At 68.7% G+C, this 16,747-nt stretch carries 15 protein-coding genes and 2 riboswitches; of the genes, 6 read left to right on the forward strand and 9 right to left on the reverse strand.

Annotated features, from left to right (window positions below):
* Positions 1 to 121: 121 nt before the first annotated feature.
* Positions 122 to 1,342, forward strand: a complete 1,221-nt coding sequence (locus QF037_RS15405) for an alpha/beta hydrolase (protein ID WP_307025589.1) — start codon at positions 122 to 124, stop codon at positions 1,340 to 1,342.
* Here QF037_RS15405 and QF037_RS15410 read toward each other — a convergent pair.
* The 9 genes from QF037_RS15410 to QF037_RS15450 all read right to left on the reverse strand — a co-directional run bounded on the left by QF037_RS15410 (position 1,251) and on the right by QF037_RS15450 (position 11,141).
* Entirely contained in the window at positions 1,251 to 1,907 is a 657-nt protein-coding gene (locus tag QF037_RS15410) for a trimeric intracellular cation channel family protein (protein WP_307025591.1), read from the reverse strand. The two genes, QF037_RS15405 and QF037_RS15410, sit on opposite strands and share 92 nt — an antisense overlap.
* 66 nt (positions 1,908 to 1,973) lie before the next feature.
* On the reverse strand, positions 1,974 to 3,206 hold the full coding sequence (locus tag QF037_RS15415) for an ABC transporter ATP-binding protein (protein WP_307025593.1): 1,233 nt from the start codon (positions 3,204 to 3,206) through the stop codon (positions 1,974 to 1,976).
* An 11-nt stretch (positions 3,207 to 3,217) separates the two neighbouring features.
* Positions 3,218 to 4,315, reverse strand: coding sequence for an ABC transporter ATP-binding protein (locus tag QF037_RS15420; protein ID WP_307025594.1), 1,098 nt, complete (start codon positions 4,313 to 4,315; stop codon positions 3,218 to 3,220).
* A complete protein-coding gene (locus tag QF037_RS15425) occupies positions 4,312 to 5,310 on the reverse strand; it encodes an ABC transporter permease (protein WP_307025596.1) in 999 nt (332 codons plus the stop codon). The genes QF037_RS15420 and QF037_RS15425 overlap by 4 nt, the downstream gene beginning before the upstream one ends.
* A gap of 142 nt (positions 5,311 to 5,452) precedes the next feature.
* On the reverse strand, positions 5,453 to 7,252 hold the full coding sequence (locus QF037_RS15430; protein WP_307025597.1) for an ABC transporter substrate-binding protein: 1,800 nt from the start codon (positions 7,250 to 7,252) through the stop codon (positions 5,453 to 5,455).
* Between the two features lie 71 nt (positions 7,253 to 7,323).
* Positions 7,324 to 8,334 (reverse strand): ABC transporter permease, encoded by a 1,011-nt coding sequence (locus tag QF037_RS15435; RefSeq protein WP_307025598.1) that lies wholly within the window; start codon positions 8,332 to 8,334, stop codon positions 7,324 to 7,326.
* A 313-nt stretch (positions 8,335 to 8,647) separates the two neighbouring features.
* Complete coding sequence (locus tag QF037_RS15440) at positions 8,648 to 9,448, reverse strand: enhanced serine sensitivity protein SseB C-terminal domain-containing protein (protein WP_266821720.1); 801 nt, start codon at positions 9,446 to 9,448, stop codon at positions 8,648 to 8,650.
* A 173-nt stretch (positions 9,449 to 9,621) separates the two neighbouring features.
* Positions 9,622 to 10,392, reverse strand: coding sequence for an enhanced serine sensitivity protein SseB (locus tag QF037_RS15445; protein ID WP_307025601.1), 771 nt, complete (start codon positions 10,390 to 10,392; stop codon positions 9,622 to 9,624).
* 80 nt (positions 10,393 to 10,472) lie between these two features.
* A complete protein-coding gene (locus QF037_RS15450; RefSeq protein ID WP_307037176.1) occupies positions 10,473 to 11,141 on the reverse strand; it encodes an AAA family ATPase in 669 nt (222 codons plus the stop codon).
* Positions 11,142 to 11,356: 215 nt separating this feature from the next.
* A riboswitch (glycine riboswitch) is annotated at positions 11,357 to 11,466 on the forward strand.
* Positions 11,467 to 11,572, forward strand: a riboswitch (glycine riboswitch).
* A gap of 38 nt (positions 11,573 to 11,610) precedes the next feature.
* Between QF037_RS15450 and gcvT the strand changes: the two genes are divergently transcribed.
* The 5 genes from gcvT (at position 11,611) to QF037_RS15475 (ending at position 16,735) form a co-directional block, all read left to right on the forward strand.
* Positions 11,611 to 12,726 (forward strand): glycine cleavage system aminomethyltransferase GcvT, encoded by a 1,116-nt coding sequence (gene gcvT / locus QF037_RS15455; protein ID WP_307025602.1) that lies wholly within the window; start codon positions 11,611 to 11,613, stop codon positions 12,724 to 12,726.
* Between the two features lie 285 nt (positions 12,727 to 13,011).
* A complete protein-coding gene (gene gcvH, locus QF037_RS15460; RefSeq protein WP_046261643.1) occupies positions 13,012 to 13,389 on the forward strand; it encodes a glycine cleavage system protein GcvH in 378 nt (125 codons plus the stop codon).
* 16 nt (positions 13,390 to 13,405) lie between these two features.
* The gene (gene glyA / locus QF037_RS15465; protein WP_307025603.1) at positions 13,406 to 14,668 is read left to right on the forward strand and encodes a serine hydroxymethyltransferase; all 1,263 of its coding nucleotides are present in this window, start codon (positions 13,406 to 13,408) and stop codon (positions 14,666 to 14,668) included.
* 56 nt (positions 14,669 to 14,724) lie between these two features.
* Complete coding sequence (locus tag QF037_RS15470; RefSeq protein ID WP_307025605.1) at positions 14,725 to 16,092, forward strand: L-serine ammonia-lyase; 1,368 nt, start codon at positions 14,725 to 14,727, stop codon at positions 16,090 to 16,092.
* An 85-nt stretch (positions 16,093 to 16,177) separates the two neighbouring features.
* Positions 16,178 to 16,735 carry a glycoside hydrolase family 25 protein gene (locus QF037_RS15475; RefSeq protein ID WP_307025606.1) on the forward strand — a complete coding sequence of 186 codons (558 nt, stop codon included), beginning with the start codon at positions 16,178 to 16,180 and terminating at the stop codon, positions 16,733 to 16,735.
* Positions 16,736 to 16,747: the final 12 nt, after the last annotated feature.

Consider the following 16,747-nt stretch of genomic DNA (forward strand, 5'->3'; position numbering starts at 1 on the left):
CAACCAATTACTAAGCGGTAGCTTTGCATGCGGTCAAGCGAGGGTGAGAGCGGGGCAATTTCCTGGTAAGTGTCCGCACTCGTCCGTAAACCCGGCGCCCCGCCGCCCCCTCTGTAGGGGCATGAGCCTCACCGGGACCACGTTCCTCTCCACACTGATCGTGCTGTCCGTCGTCGCCGTCCTCCTTCCGCTCCTCCTGTGGTCCCGGCTGCGCGGACCCCGCGCCCTGCGCGCCGCGGGCCGTCTGCTGATGGTCGTGTTCGCCCAGGGGACCGCCGTCGCCCTCGTCTTCGTCCTGGTCAACAACCAGAACAACCTGTACGACGACTGGGCCGACCTGCTCGGCACCGGCGACCACGTCCAACAGGCCGCGGACCTCGGCGCCGACGGCACCGGCGGTATCGCGCTGAAACGGCTCCCGAGAGTCCGGCAGCACTTCACCGACGCCTCCGGACCCGGGATGCGGGGAGTCCGGGAGACCCAGCTCACGGGCCGGGTGTCGGGTGTGAACGCCGAGGTCTACGTCTGGCTGCCACCGCAGTACGGCCGGCCCGCCTACCGGCACCACAGGTTCCCCGTCGTCGAACTGCTGTCGGGCTACCCGGGCTCGGCGAAGGCCTGGTTCGGATCGCTGCACGCGGCGGACCAGCTGCGGCCGCTGATGCGTGACGGCCGGGTGGCGCCGTTCATCATGGTCGCCCCGCGTATGAACCTGCTCGCGGGGGTGGACACCGGGTGCGCCAACATCACGGGCACCGTGAACGCCGACACCTGGCTCAGCGTCGACGTGCCGAAGATGGTCACGGACAACTTCCGCGCCCAGGCCGGTCCGGCGGGCTGGGCGGTGGCCGGATACTCGGCGGGCGGGCACTGCGCGACGAAGCTCGCCGTCGCACACCCCGACCGCTACCGGGCCGCGGTGAGCATGTCCGGCTACAACGACCCGATCGGCGAACCCAACTCACTGGCCGCCGAGACACCCGCACTGCGCCGCGCCAACAACCCCTACGTGCTGCTGCGCGACGCCCGCACCCCGCCCGCGGTCGCGCTCTACCAGTCCGGTCAGCCCGGCGACGGCTACGAGGCGGCCACCGGCCTCGCACAGATCGCGAAGGCGCCGACGACCGTGCACGCCGTCTACGTCCCGAAGAGTGCGGGCGGCCACAACATGGCGCTGTGGCGGCCCCAGGTGGTCCCGGCGTTCCGCTGGCTGACCGAGGAGATGGGACTGCTGCACGGCCGGGCGGGAACTACTCCTCGCGCACGGTCGAGCGCCGGTTCCAGGCCCGCGGAGCTCGCCAGTGGAACCGCATCGCCAGCAGCCGCAGCACGAAGGCCGTGAGGGCCGCGAGCCCGCTGGTGAACGAGGTGAGGGCGTCGTAGCGGATGCACAGGGCGACCAGGGTGGCGCCGACGATCGCCGGGACCGCGTACAGGTCGCGGTCCCAGCGCAGCAGCGAGGGCACCTCGTTGGCGAGCACGTCCCTGAGGACACCGCCGCCGACGGCGGTGGCGAGGCCGAGGGTCACCGACTGGGTGAGGCCGAGCCCGTACTCGTACGCCTTGGTCGTCCCGGCGACGCAGAACAGTCCGAGGCCGGCCGCGTCGAAGACGTTCACACCGACCTGGATGCGCTCCACGTGGGGGTGCAGGAAGAACACCAGCAGGGCGGCGAGCAGCGGGGTGACGAAGTACCCCAGGTCCGTGAAGGCCGCGGGCGGTACCGCGCCGATGATCAGGTCCCGGAACAGTCCACCGCCCAGCGCCGTGACCTCGGCGAGGACGGCGATGCCGAAGACGTCGAAGTTCTTGCGGACGGCCAGCAGCGCGCCGGAGATCGCGAAGACGAAGATGCCGATCAGATCGAGCGTGTGCTGGACGGAGGGGCTGAACAGGTTCTGGAACACCCTCATATTCTCACCCAGCAGTGAGCCCCCGCCTTACAAATGAAGGCGGGGGCTCGCTGACAGGGCTTACTTCTCCTTGGAAGGAGCTTCCGGCTCTTCGGAAGGAGCTTCCGGCTCTTCCGGCTCCTCGGCGGTGAGCTCGGCGACCTCCGCCGCCACCGCCGCCGACGTCTCCGCCGACTCCGCGAGCACCTCGTCCGCGACCAGCTCGGCCGCCTCCTTGGCGACCGTCAGCAGGACGGTGTCCTGCGGGGCCTGGTCCTCGAAGTTCTCCGGGTGGTGGCAGGCGACCTGCTGGCCGGGCTTGAGCTCGACGAGCTTCGGCTCGGTCGTCTTGCAGATCTCCGTCGCCTTCCAGCACCGGGTGTGGAAACGGCAGCCGCTGGGCGGGGAGATCGGCGAGGGCACGTCGCCCTTGAGCAGGATGCGCTCGCTCTTGGCGTTCTTGCGCCGCGGGTCCGGGATCGGCACCGCCGACATGAGCGCCTTGGTGTACGGGTGCATCGGCGCCCTGTAGAGCGACTCGCGGTCCGCCAGCTCGACGATCTTGCCGAGGTACATCACCGCGATCCGGTCCGAGACGTGCCGGACGACCGAGAGGTCGTGCGCGATGATCACGTACGTCAGTCCGAGCTCCTGCTGGAGGTCGTCCAGCAGGTTCACGACCTGGGCCTGGATCGACACGTCCAGCGCGGAGACCGGCTCGTCGGCCACCACGAGCTTCGGGTTGAGCGCGAGCGCGCGGGCGATGCCGATGCGCTGACGCTGACCGCCGGAGAACTCGTGCGGGTAGCGGTTGTAGTGCTCGGGGTTGAGACCGACCACCGACAGCAGCCGCTGGACCTCCGCCTTGATGCCGCCCTCGGGCGTGACGCCCTGGAGCTTGAAGGGGGCGCCGACGATCGTGCCGATGGTGTGGCGCGGGTTCAGCGACGAGTACGGGTCCTGGAAGATCATCTGCACATCGCGGCGCAGCGGACGCATCCCGCTCACCCCGAGGTGGGTGATGTCCTTGCCCTCGAACTCGACCGTGCCGGCGGTCGGTTCGAGCAGCCGGGTGATCAGCCGGCCCATCGTCGACTTGCCGCAGCCCGACTCGCCCACGACACCGAGGGTCTCGCCGGACTTGACCTCGAAGTCGATGCCGTCGACCGCGCGCACCGCGCCGACCTGCCGCTGGAGCAGGCCCTTCTTGATCGGGAAGTGTTTCTGGAGCCCGGTCACCTTCAGCAGGGTCTCGCCAGGGGCGGCGTCGCCCTTGGTGATCACCGTGCCTTCGCTCTGCGCAGGGATGCTCACTTTGTCCTCGCTCACAGCTTCGGCGCAATCTCTTCGATCCAGATACGCTCCCGCTGCTCCTGCGACATGTGGCAGGCGGCCCAGTGCTGGCTGCCCACCTCCGACAGCTCGGGGCGGACCGTGCGGGTGACGTCGTCCTTCGGGATGTCCGCGTACGGGCAGCGCGGGTTGAAGGCGCAGCCGGACGGGATGTTGATCAGCGAGGGCGGGGAGCCCTTCACCGGGATCAGGCGCTCCTGCTGGTCACGGTCCAGGCGCGGCATCGAGCCGAGCAGACCCCAGGTGTAGGGGTGGCGGGGCTCGTAGAACACCTTCTCCGCCGGACCGCGCTCGACGCACCGGCCGCCGTACATCACCAGGATGTCGTCGGCGAGCTCGGCGACGACGCCCAGGTCGTGGGTGATGATGATGACCGCGGAGCCGAACTCCTTCTGCAGATCCCGGATCAGGTCGAGGATCTGCGCCTGGACGGTCACGTCCAGGGCGGTCGTCGGCTCGTCCGCGATGAGCAGTTCGGGGTTGTTGACCAGCGACATCGCGATCATCGCGCGCTGGCGCATACCGCCGGAGAACTCGTGCGGGTAGCTGTCCACCCGCTTGTCCGGCTGCGGGATGCCGACACGGTCGAGCATCTCCACGGCACGGCGCTTGGCGGTCTTCTTGTCGACCTTGTGGTGGATGCGGTACGCCTCCACGATCTGCTGGCCGATCGTGTAGTACGGGTGCAGCGCGGACAGCGGGTCCTGGAAGATCATCGCCATGTCACGGCCGCGCAGCTTGCGCACGTGGTCGGGGTCGGCGGTGAGCAGCTCGGTGCCGTCCAGCCAGATCTCGCCGGAGATCTGCGCCTTGCGCTTGCCGTACTGGCCGGCGGTGTGCAGGCCCATGATGCCGAGCGAGGTCACCGACTTGCCGGAGCCGGACTCGCCCACGATGCCGAGGGTCTTGCCCTTCTCCAGCTGGAAGGTGAGCCCGTCGACGGACTTGACCAGACCGTCGTCGGTCGGGAAGTGCACCTTCAGGTCGCGCACTTCCAGGAACGCGGTCGGCGCGGGCGAAGCGGGGGTGGGCTCGCCCACGGCCGCTCCGCTCTTGCTGAGTTCGGTCATGCGAGCCTCACTCGGGGGTCGATCACGGCGTACAGGACGTCCACCACGAGGTTGGCGATCAGCACGGCTACGGAGGTGATCAGGGTGACGCCCAGGATGATGGGCAGGTCCTGGTTCTTGATGCCGTTCAGCACCGCCTGGCCGAGGCCGGGGAGGCTGAACGTGGTCTCGGTCAGGATCGCGCCGCCGATGAGGGCGCCGAGGTCCATACCGAGCATGGTGAGGATGGGCGTCATCGTGGAGCGCATGGCGTGCTTGCCGATGACGACCTGTTCCTTGAGGCCCTTGGCGCGCGCGGTTCTGATGTAGTCCTCGCCGAGGATCTCCAGCATGGTGGCGCGGGTGATCCGGGCGTACATCGCGGCGTAGAGGAAGGCCAGGGTGATCCAGGGCAGGATCATGCCGCCGAACCAGCCGGTGACGCTGTCCTCGAGGGGTACGTACTCGCCGTCGATCCAGCCCAAACCGTAGGAGAAGATCGCAAGGCTCAGCAGACCGGTGAAGTAGATCGGGAGCGAGACACCCGACAGGGCCACGACCATCGCACCGCGGTCCCACAGGCTGCCCCGCTTGAGCGCGGAGAGCACACCCGCCGAGACGCCGAGGATCAGCCACAGCAGTGCGGCACCGAGCGCGAGCCCCAGGGTCACCGGGAAGCGGTCGGTCAGCACCGGCCAGACGGCCTGCTCGCTGCGGAAGGAGTAGCCGAAGCACGGCGCGGAGCAGTGAATGACGTCGCCGCCGCCCGCATAGGTGCGGCCCGCGAAGATGCCCTTGAAGAACTCCCAGACCTGAGCGTAGATCGGGTCGCCCAGTCCCAGCTTCTGCCGCACGCCCTCGACAGCGGCGGGGTCGGCCTGCTTGCCCACGAAGCTCAGGGCGACGTCGACACCCGCCCACTTGGGGACGAGGAAGAAGATGCCGAAGACCACCATGATGATGACCACGAGCATCACTGCGGCGGCAAACAGCCGCCTGATGAGGTAAGCGAGCACAGCTCTCGGCCCGCCGCGGACCGCGGGCCACCTACGGTCTCCCCCACTGCCTTATGGGCGTGGGAGGGGCCCCCAGGTGACCCGCGATCACACGTCGCCGGCCTTCACCTGCCTTTCGTGCCGTTCGGCGGGTGTGCCGGGATTACTTCGAGGACTTCAGACCGAGGTTGACGAAGTCGTACATGCCGCTGTAGTTGTCCGACGTGTAGACGTTGGCCAGGCGGTCACCGCGCCAGTTCACGAACTTCTCGAAGACGAACGGCAGGTAGTAGCCACCGTCCATCACCGCGTGGTTGATGTCCTTGGCGAGCTGCAGCTTCTCCGCGTCACCCTGCGTCTTGACGTAGGTGTCGAAGAGTCCGTTGATCTTCTTGTCGTCGATCATCGCGAAGTTGTTGTTACCGCTCTCGAGGATGTACTTGCCATCCCACAGCGGCAGACCGAAGCCCTGGACGGACGGGAAGTCCGCGCCCCAGCCCATGATGATGATGCCGAAGCCCTTCTTCTTCACGTTCGAGGGGCTGCCGATGATGCCGGAGGTCTGCGAGCCGTCGTACTGCTCGATGTCGACGGAGATGCCGACCTTCTTCAGCGAGGCCTGGAGGGACTCGGCGGTGGCCACCTCGACCGGCTTGTTGTTACGCACCGCGATGGTGGTCTTGAAGCCGTTCGGCTGACCGCAGGCCTTCAGCTCTTCCTTGGCCTTGGCGACGTTGCCGTTCTTGTTGGCACCGGCGAGCTCGTACGGGTCGTAGGACTGGCCCTCGGAACCCGGGACGGTCGGCGGGAGCATGTTGGTGCCGATGTCACCACCGGCGACCGGGCCACCGCGCGCGGTCTGCAGCGAGACGTGGTCGGCACCGTAGATCACGGCCTTGCGGCAGTGCTCGTTGTCGAACGGCTTCACCGTCTGCGGGAAGACCGCGTAGCGGATGTAGCCGGAGACCGGGTTGTCCAGGTTGGCCTTGTGCTCCTGGAGGGCGGTGGTGCGGCCCTGCGGGGACAGACCGGTCTGGTTGATGTCCAGGTCGTAGTCACCGGCGAGCAGACGGGAGTCCAGCTCGTTGGCGTTCGAGAAGAACTTGACCGAGATCTTGTCCGGGTACGCCTTGCGGATCGGGTCCGAGGCCTGGTCCCACTTGTCGTTGCGGACCAGGACCAGGTCCTTGCCCGGGCTGTACGACTGGAACTTGTACGGGCCGGAGGAGAACGGCTTCAGGCCGTACTTGGACTTGGTGTCCTTGTCCTGGCGGACCGGGGAGGCCGAGACCAGGGCGAGGATCTCCTGGAAGTCGGCGTTGGCCTCGGGCAGCTTGAAGACGATGGTCTTGTCGTCCGGCGTCTCTATCGCCTTCAGACCGAGCTTGTCCGCGGAGGTGTCCTTGTACGGGCCCTTGTACTCGCCCTTGGGGTCGAGGACGTCCTTCAGGTACACCGGACCGCCGGACAGCACGTCCTGCGCCCAGACGCGCTCGATGCCGTACTTGACGTCCTTGGACGTGATCGGCTTGCCGTCCTCCCACGTGATGCCGTCACGCAGGGTGTACGTGTAGGTCTTGCCGTCGTCGGAGACCTTGGCCAGACCGGTGGCGAGGTCCGGCGTGAGCTCGGTGCCCTTCTCGCCCGGCGCTGCGGCACCCGTCACGAGCTGACGGCTGTAGTAGCGCGCGAAGTTCCACATGAAGCCGTAGTAGCCACGCGTGGTGTCCCACGAGTCGGCGTCCTGGGCACCGGCGAACTTCAGCTCGCCGCCCTTCTTGGCCAGCGAGGCCTGGGCGACCTTGTTGTTCGCGGCGTTGAAGCCGGCCGCGCCCTTGGAGCTGTTGTTGCCGTCGCCGTCATCACCGCCGCCGCCGCACGCCGCCGTGGTCAGCAGCGCGGCGACCGCGGCGACAGCGGCAAACGCCTGCTTCCGCCGCCCTGAGGTGCGTTGGGTAGTCACGATCTCGGATCCTCCGGATTTGATGAGAGAGACCCCGTGTTGGTGCCACGGGACGCTTTGTGTACGGCAGTTCAGCGGGAACCCTTCGGGTCCAGCGCGTCCCGCACGCCGTCGCCGAAGAGGTTGAAGGCCAGAACGGTGATGAAGATCGCTACACCCGGGACCACCATGTACGTGGGGTCCGACTTGTAGTAGTCGATCGCGTTCGAGAGCATCTGCCCCCAGGAGGCCGTGGGCGGCTTGACGCCCACGCCCAGGAAGCTGAGCGCCGCCTCGGTGAGGATGTTGGTGGGGATCATCATCGTCGTGTAGACGATGATCGGCGCGACCAGGTTGGGCAGCAGTTCCTTGAACAGGATGTAGAACCGCCCGGCGCCGAGCGAACGGGCCGCCTCGACGTATTCGCGCTCGCGCAGCGAGAGCGTCTGGCCGCGCACCACGCGTCCGATGTAGGGCCAGCCGAAGAAGCCGATGACCAGGATCATCACGAACAGGCGCACGTCGGTGCCGGTCAGTCCCAGCATCTCGTTCGGCATGACGGAGACCAGCGCGATGATGAAGAGCAGCTGCGGGAAGGCCAGCAGCCCGTCCATGACCCGGCTGATGGCCGAGTCGACCCAGCCTCCGAAGAACCCGGCCAGGATGCCCAGGATCGTGCCGATGACGACGGCGACGATCGCGGACAGGAAGCCGACGAGCAGGGAGATACGGGCGCCGTAGAGGACCCGGGCGAAGATGTCCCGGCCGTTGACCGGCTCGACGCCCAGCCAGTGGTCGCCGCTGACGCCGCCGAAGGACCCCTTGGGGGTGCCGAACAGCGGGTCGATCAGGTCTTTGTCGTTGTACGTGTTCGGGTCCTGCCCGTACAGGTTGGTGATCACCGGCGCGAGCAGTGCGACGACGATGAGGAAGAGCACGACAATGCCGCCCGCGAGCGCCAGTTTGTCCCGCTTCAGGCGCTCCCAGGCGATCCGTCCCAGGGAACGCCCCTGTACGGCCTTGGCGTCGGCGCTGATAACCGCCGCTTCTTCGGCCGCGCTCGGGGCCGCTTCCGCGGTCGGCTCGTGCAATGGTGCCGTCATCTGGCAGGGGCCCCTCTCAACCGGCGGTAGCCGGCCTTCACTTGCCGCTGTGGCGGCGTGATCAGTCCGTCGTACACAGGGGCGAACCCACCCCTGCTGCGGGAGTCTTCAACGCTTTGGCGATCTGTTGCCAGACTTGGCGATGAAAGGATGCATAAACGTGATGCGGCTAGGAGGGTTCCGTTATCCGGACGCCGGGTAACGGCGGCCGGACGGGGACCAGTTGGGACAATGAGGGCCTCATAGGGGCTATCTGCCCTCATCTACGCGCGCAGATACACTCCCGTAACAGTAGAGCCTGTGACCGTCTGGATCAGTAGCCGCCGGGCGCCGGAGGGTAGCCGTACCCCGCCGCCGGGGCCTGGGCCGGAGCCGCCGCGTGCGCCTCGCGGTCGTAGAAGGGGCGGGCGCTCGCGCGCATCCACATCGCGACCGGGTCGTACTCGTCGGACATGGCGACGGTCGACACCGGCAGCCCGTCCGGGACCGCGCCGATGGACTGCTGCATCATCGCCCGCACCGAGTCCACGGCGGGCGGACTGGTGTCGTACACATCCAGCCCGATGGCGAGGTACGGCGCCCCGAGCGCGGGCTGCACCCAGGCGCGGCGCAGCGAGCGGACGGCCGGGGTGCGGTGGGCGTTCTGCGCGATCAGGCCGTAGAACTGGGGAATCTCGATCCCGGGCTCCGACAGCCGCAGCGGGCCGGCGGGCTGGCGCTCCAGACCGGTGGCGATCCGGCGCAGGTCGAGCCAGGGGATGCCGACGCCGCCGCCGGGGGCGTGCGGGTTGAGCCAGAGGCCGAAGTGGTCGGGGTAGAGGGTGCGGGCGACGTCGACCCCGTCGACGACCTCGTAGGAGCGGTTCCACCCGCTGGCGCTCAGTTCCTGGGCGGAGGTGACGCACGGGGCGTATCCGTACCCGCCCACCTCCATGTTTCCGTACTGGGCGTCCGGCGAGCCCGACTGGCCGTGCCAGAGGAGCATCCAGATCTGGCCGGAGGAGGGGGTGGCGAGGGCGCGGAGGAGTGCCTCGTAGGCGTCGTATCGCCCCGGCGTCACCTGGCGCAGCATGTGCTCGACCTGGCCGGTCGCGGCGGTGCCGCTCGCGCTCACCTTCTACCGCCCCTTCGGGAAAGTTGGGTGTGTCTGCCGACAGCTTAAGCGGTGAGAGCTCGGGGCTTGCGGTGGTCTGTCGGCTGCGAGTGTGTGGGGGTTGATCGCGCCCACGCGGCGGAGCCGCAAATCGACACAGCCCCGCGCCCCTGGGTCGGTGCCCCTGGCGGCGTTTACAAGTCCCCTTGGTAGAACGGGCGTACTTTTTCTCGCATCCAGTGGCCCACCGGATCATCCGCTACGTCCAACAGGACCAGGTTCACCGGCCACTGCACCGGGGTCCGGGTCAGGGCGCGGCCCAGGGCGTCCATGGGGAGGGTACGCAGGTCGCCCTCCCATTGGGAGAGTTCGACTCCCACGAACATCACGGGGTCGGCCGTCTCGATCGAGGCCAGGCAGCGGCGGGCCGTGCGGACCACGCCGGTCGCGGCGAACTCGGCGGAGGCGGTGGCGAGGAAGTCGACCGGGTCCTCCTGCCAGTCGGGCTCGTAGAGCTTGACGCGGCCGCCGGTGTTGGGGCCGTCCAGCGGGGTGCGGCCGACGCGGCAGAGCTCGGCGACGGCGGGCGGCGGGAGCGGGACGCCGACCACACCGTCCGGGTTCACGGCGATCCCGATGTGCGGGGGCAGACCGCGCGCGAACTCGACCGCGGGCGCGATGGTGTACGCCATGTGTCCGCCCGCGACGTGCCGGAACTGCTCCTCGGAGCTGAAGACCGGGACGTACGCCTGGCCCTCGATCTCCATGCTGGGCAGGTCGAGTGGACCGCTGTGCGGGCCGCCGCCGTTCGGCAGCGGGACCCAGACGAAGCTGCGGCCCAGGACCTCGATGATCCGGCCGCCGGCCGCCGGCATGCCGAGGGAGGCCGAGAGCACCTCCTCCAGCTCGTTGCCGGGCCATCCGCCGCCGTGCGGATGGGGGTGTGCCTGTGCCGGGAATGCCATCTGTCCGTCCGCCTGCCGAGTGCTGCCGCTTGTGGCCTGTCTGTGGCTGAAAAGGCTAGCGGGTGTGGAGGCGGCTGAGGTCAGCCCGTGAAACCGATCCGGCGCAGGGTGTCCGCCGCGTCCCGGTCGAGGAGCACCGCCGAGCCGACGCCCTGCGGCAGGTCGCCCTTGGCCACGGAGCGGATCAGCCGGTCGGCCGCCGTGCGGTGCCGCAGGAAGGCGTACTTCGAGACGCCGCGGCCGCGCTCGCGCTGGCCGGCCAGGGCGGTGTCCGGGGTGACGTCGAGCAGCAGCAGATGCAGGGTGCCACCACGGCGGCGGGCCTCGCGGGCCAGCCAGCCGCGCACCCAGGACTGGGTGCCGCAGTCGTGCACGACGACACCCTTGCCGGAGCGCAGGGCGCGGAACAGACCGAGGTAGTGGGCGGCGCGGACGAGGGGGCGGTAGATCGCGTACGGCAGGAAGCGCGGCGCCCGGTCGTCCCAGCGGTCGCGGGTGTCCTGGGAGTCGATGCGGACGCCCTTGACCGCCCGCCGCATCAGGGTGGACTTGCCGCTGCCGGGCAGGCCGGTGATCACGACCAGGTCGTCCGGGGCGAAGAGCAGGGCGTGCGGGCTGTGGCCGGCGCGGTCGCGCAGGTCGCGGACGACCGGTTGCGCCGCGCACGTCTCCCGGGCCGGAGCGGCCGGCTGTGCGGGCAGCGCGACGGCCGACGTGGTGGCGTACGCAGTGGGCCTGTTCACCGTGATCGTCCTCCCCTGGGGCGGGTCACGAGTTCCCTTCCCCGTCGAGTGTAAAGAGAAGGTAATCCGCGGCGCCTCTTGTTTCCGTCCGTTTCTCGCAACAGGCCTGCTACAGCGTGCGGCGAGTGACGGTTGGGTCTGTGCGACCCCTGTGGGAGCCACCCCTGCCCCGCCGGACGGATGCGTGCAATGATGTCCGCGCCAACTGCATACCGGCCGTTTGAATCCGCGCGGGAGAGTTCCGGGCCGTACGTCCTCGTACGAGTGCCCGGGCGCCGAAGGAGCAAGTCCCTCCCTTGAATCTCTCAGGCCCCGTTACCGCGCGGGCGAGGCACATCTGAAAAGCGAGCCGCCCTCCGGCGACTCCACCCAAGGTGCAAGTCATGTCCCCTGCGGTCATGGCGAACCTCTCAGGTTCCGATGACAGATGGGGAGGAACGACCTCGCCTGTCATGCCTTGGGAGACAACCGTCCGATGAGCAATGAACCCCGCCTTACCGCGCTCGATGCCCTGCATCGGTCGCTCGGCGCGACGATGACCGACTTCGCCGGCTGGGACATGCCCCTGCGCTACGGCTCCGAGCGCGACGAGCACAACGCCGTACGCACGAAGGCCGGGCTCTTCGACCTCTCGCACATGGGCGAGATCACGGTGAGCGGACCGCAGGCGGCCGCCCTCCTGAACTACGCCCTGGTCGGCAACATCGCCTCCGTCGGTGTGGGCCGCGCCCGCTACACCATGATCTGCCGTGAGGACGGCGGCATCCTCGACGACCTCATCGTCTACCGGCTCGAAGAGACCGAGTACATGGTGGTCGCGAACGCCTCCAACGCCCAGGTCGTCCTGGACGCGCTCGTGGAGCGTGCGGCCGGCTTCGACGCCGAGGTGCGGGACGACCGGGACGCGTACGCGCTGCTCGCCGTCCAGGGACCGCAGTCGCCGGGGATCCTCGCCTCGCTCACCGACGCCGACCTCGACGGACTGAAGTACTACGCCGGGCTGCCCGGCACGGTCGCCGGCGTCCCGGCACTGATCGCCCGCACCGGTTACACGGGCGAGGACGGCTTCGAGCTGTTCGTGAAGCCCGAGCACGCGGTCGAGCTGTGGCAGGCCCTGACCAAGGCGGGCGAGGGCGTCGGCCTGGTCCCCTGCGGTCTGTCCTGCCGGGACACGCTGCGCCTGGAGGCGGGCATGCCACTGTACGGGCATGAGCTCTCCACGGAGCTGACCCCCTTCGACGCGGGCCTCGGTCGGGTCGTGAAGTTCGAGAAGGAGGGCGACTTCGTGGGCCGCGCGGCCCTGCGGGAGGCCGCCGAGCACGCCAACCACGAGCCGCCGCGCGTCCTCGTCGGCCTGATCGCCGAGGGCCGCCGGGTCCCCCGTGCCGGGTACGCCGTGGTCGCCGACGGCCAGGTGATCGGCGAGGTCACCTCCGGCGCCCCCTCGCCCACGCTGGGCAAGCCGATCGCGATGGCGTACGTCGACGCGGCCCACTCGGCGCCGGGGACCCCGGGCGTCGGCGTGGACATCCGGGGCACCCACGAGCCGTACCGCGTCGTGGCGCTGCCGTTCTACAAGCGCCAGAATTGAAGTTCTCTCCCGTCTGAAAGCCGGGAGACTCTCCCCTGGATCGCTCCGGGGAGTTTGACAGGTCGTGCCTGTCCGACGACGACCCTCCCGGCCGCCGGAGCAAGTACAGGACTCGCTCGGGTCGTTGGGGACTTGACTGTTGCCCCCGACAATGCGCTGAGCGCATCAGACGACGGGCGCGTTCTGTAGCGAGAACGTAACCCTGCGCACATAACCTGCGCCAACCAGCAGTTCCAGCGGTCCCCCATCCACCAGCACTCCCCCGCGTACAGGAGAATTCAGGCCATGAGCAACCCCCAGCAGCTGCGCTACAGCAAGGAGCACGAGTGGCTGTCGGGCGCCGAGGACGGCGTCTCGACGGTCGGTATCACGGAGCACGCGGCCAACGCCCTCGGCGATGTCGTCTTCGTGCAGCTCCCGGAGGTCGGTGACACGGTGACCGCGGGCGAGACCTGCGGCGAGCTGGAGTCGACCAAGTCGGTCTCCGACCTGTACTCCCCGGTCTCCGGTGAGGTCACCGCGGTCAACGAGGACGTCGTCAACGACCCGTCGCTGGTGAACTCCGCCCCCTTCGAAGGCGGCTGGCTGTTCAAGGTACGTATCGCGGACGAGCCGGCCGACCTGCTCTCCGCCGACGAGTACACCGCCTTTTCCGCCGGCTGAGGAGTCGTAGAACCTGATGTCCGTTCTGAACACGTCCCTGCATGAGCTCGACCCGGAGATCGCCGCGGCGGTCGATGCCGAGCTGGACCGTCAGCAGTCCACCCTGGAGATGATCGCCTCCGAGAACTTCGCGCCGGTCGCGGTGATGGAGGCCCAGGGCTCGGTCCTGACCAACAAGTACGCCGAGGGCTACCCCGGCCGCCGCTACTACGGCGGCTGCGAACACGTGGATGTCGCCGAGCAGATCGCCATCGACCGGGTCAAGGCCCTGTTCGGCGCCGAGTACGCCAACGTCCAGCCGCACTCGGGTGCCTCCGCCAACCAGGCCGCACTGTTCGCGCTCGCCCAGCCCGGCGACACCATCCTGGGCCTGGACCTGGCCCACGGCGGCCACCTCACCCACGGCATGCGGCTGAACTTCTCCGGCAAGCAGTTCAACGTGGTCGCCTACCACGTGGACGACGCCGGGCTGGTCGACATGGCCGAGGTCGAACGCCTCGCCAAGGAACACCGCCCCAAGGTCATCATCGCCGGCTGGTCCGCCTACCCGCGCCAGCTGGACTTCGCCGAGTTCCGCCGGATCGCCGACGAGGTCGAGGCCTTCCTGTGGGTGGACATGGCACACTTCGCGGGCCTGGTCGCGGCGGGTCTGCACCCCAACCCGGTCGAGTACGCCGATGTCGTCACCTCCACCACGCACAAGACCCTGGGCGGGCCGCGCGGCGGGATCATCCTCGCCAGGCAGGCGTTCGCGAAGAAGCTCAACTCGTCCGTCTTCCCCGGCTTCCAGGGCGGTCCACTGGAGCATGTGATCGCGGCCAAGGCGGTCTCCTTCAAGGTCGCCGCCTCCGAGGAGTTCAAGGAGCGCCAGGCGCGTACGGTGGAGGGAGCGCGGATCCTCGCTGAGCGGCTGACGGCCCCGGACGCCCGCGCGGCCGGCGTCAACGTGCTGTCCGGCGGCACCGACGTCCACCTGATCCTGGTCGACCTGCGTGAGTCCGAGCTGGACGGGCAGCAGGCCGAGGACCGTCTCCACGAGGTCGGCATCACCGTCAACCGCAACGCCGTCCCCAACGACCCGCGTCCCCCGATGGTCACCTCGGGCCTGCGGATCGGCACCCCGGCCCTGGCCACCCGCGGCTTCACCGCCGACGACTTCACCGAGGTCGCGGACGTGATCGCCTCCGCACTGAAGCCGTCCTACGACGTCGACGACCTCAAGGCCCGGGTCAAGACGCTCGCCGACAAGCACCCGCTGTACCCCGGCCTGAACAAGTAGTTCCCTGGTGGGGGCACCCGATGACGTGTGCCCCCACCCTTTCGCAAGGAGTTCCCGTGGCCATCTCGGTCTTCGACCTGTTCTCGATCGGCATCGGCCCGTCGAGCTCGCACACGGTCGGCCCGATGCGTGCGGCCCGTATGTTCGCCCGCCGTCTGCGCAACGAGGGCCTGCTGCCCGACGTCGCCTCGGTCCGCTCGGAGCTCTACGGCTCCCTGGGCGCGACCGGCCATGGCCACGGCACCCCCAAGGCGGTGCTGCTGGGACTCGAGGGAGCCTCTCCGCGCACGGTCGACGTGGAGGGGGCGGACGAGCGGGTGTCGGCGATCAGGGACACGGGGGTCCTGAAGCTCCTCGGTGAGCGCGAGATCCCGTTCTCCTTCGACGACGACCTCGTCCTGCACCGGCGCAAGGCACTGCCGTACCACGCGAACGGCATGACGCTGTGGGCGTACGACGCGGCGGGTGCGGAGCTGTTGTCCAAGACCTACTACTCGGTCGGCGGCGGTTTCGTCGTCGACGAGGACGCGGTGGGCGAGGACCGGATCAAGCTGGACGACACCGTCCTGAAGTACTCCTTCCGCACGGGCGACGAACTGCTGCGCGTGACCCGGGAGACGGGTCTGTCGATCTCCGCGCTGATGCTGGAGAACGAGCGCGCCTGGCGCACCGAGGACGAGATCCGCGCCGGCCTGCTGGAGATCTGGCGGGTGATGCAGGCCTGCGTCTCGCGGGGCATGTCGCGGGAGGGCATCCTGCCGGGCGGGCTGCGGGTCAAGCGCCGCGCCGCCGTCACCGCACGCCAACTGCGGGCGGAGGGCGATCCGTTGGCGCACGCGATGGAGTGGATCACGCTCTACGCGATGGCGGTGAACGAGGAGAACGCGGCGGGCGGACGGGTCGTCACGGCCCCGACGAACGGCGCCGCCGGCATCATCCCGGCCGTCCTCCACTACTACATCAACTTCGTGCCGGGCGCCGACGAGGACGGGGTCGTGCGGTTCCTGCTGGCCGCGGGCGCGATCGGCATGCTCTTCAAGGAGAACGCCTCCATCTCCGGCGCCGAGGTCGGCTGCCAGGGCGAGGTCGGCTCCGCCTGCTCGATGGCCGCGGGCGCGCTCGCGGAGGTCCTCGGCGGCTCCCCGGAACAGGTCGAGAACGCCGCCGAGATCGGCATGGAACACAACCTCGGGCTGACCTGCGACCCCGTCGGCGGCCTCGTCCAGATCCCCTGCATCGAACGCAACGGCATGGCCGCGGTCAAGGCGGTCACCGCCGCGCGGATGGCGATGCGCGGGGACGGGTCGCACAAGGTGTCCCTGGACAAGGTCATCAAGACCATGAAGGAGACCGGGGCGGACATGTCGGTGAAGTACAAGGAGACCGCGCGGGGCGGGCTTGCCGTGAACATCATCGAGTGCTGAACTCCAGCAGAGCCTGACACCTGTGGTGCCTAAGGTATGGGGTACTCCAACTCCTGTCCCCCTACGGCATTTCGAGGAGTCCCCCATGCTGCGCGGCATCGACGTCAGCTCGTACCAGTCCTCCTCCTACGACACTGACGGCCTCTCCTTCGTCTTCATCAAGGCGACGGAGGGCCGCACGTACACCAACCCCAAACTGGCGGCCCAGACGAAGACGGCCCGCGACGCCGGCCTGGTCGTCGGGTACTACCACTTCCTCTGGCCGGGCAACCTCACCGCCCAGGCGGAGCACTTCGTCAGCAAGGCCCCGGAGCGGGCCGGCGAGATCCTCGCGGTGGACTGGGAGACGACCGGGGACGGGACGCATGCGACCAACGCGGAGAAGGACCGGTTCATCCGGAAGGTGAAGGAGCTGCGGCCGAACAACAGGGTCGTCCTCTATGCCAACCGCAACTACTGGTTGGACATCGACAAGACGTCCTATGCCGGTGACGCCCTCTGGATCGCCGACTACGTGACCGCGGGCAAGCCCCGTATCAAGGCGAAGTGGCTCTTCCACCAGTACACCGACGATCCGGTGGACAAGAACGTCGCGGACTTCGCGAGCAAGGCCGCCCTGCGGGCGTGGGCGGAGAACGCCTGAGCCCATTTATGC

It is taken from the genome of Streptomyces canus (assembly GCF_030815415.1).
GTDB lineage: Bacteria > Actinomycetota > Actinomycetes > Streptomycetales > Streptomycetaceae > Streptomyces > Streptomyces canus_F.

Coding starts and splice junctions, on each gene's coding strand:
- QF037_RS15405 (WP_307025589.1), top strand. CDS start 122: ATGAGCCTCACCGGGACCACGTTCCTCTCCACACTGATCGTGCTGTCC.
- QF037_RS15420 (WP_307025594.1), bottom strand. CDS start 4,315: ATGACCGAACTCAGCAAGAGCGGAGCGGCCGTGGGCGAGCCCACCCCC.
- QF037_RS15435 (WP_307025598.1), bottom strand. CDS start 8,334: ATGACGGCACCATTGCACGAGCCGACCGCGGAAGCGGCCCCGAGCGCG.
- QF037_RS15445 (WP_307025601.1), bottom strand. CDS start 10,392: ATGGCATTCCCGGCACAGGCACACCCCCATCCGCACGGCGGCGGATGG.
- gcvT (WP_307025602.1), top strand. CDS start 11,611: ATGAGCAATGAACCCCGCCTTACCGCGCTCGATGCCCTGCATCGGTCG.
- gcvH (WP_046261643.1), top strand. CDS start 13,012: ATGAGCAACCCCCAGCAGCTGCGCTACAGCAAGGAGCACGAGTGGCTG.
- glyA (WP_307025603.1), top strand. CDS start 13,406: ATGTCCGTTCTGAACACGTCCCTGCATGAGCTCGACCCGGAGATCGCC.
- QF037_RS15475 (WP_307025606.1), top strand. CDS start 16,178: ATGCTGCGCGGCATCGACGTCAGCTCGTACCAGTCCTCCTCCTACGAC.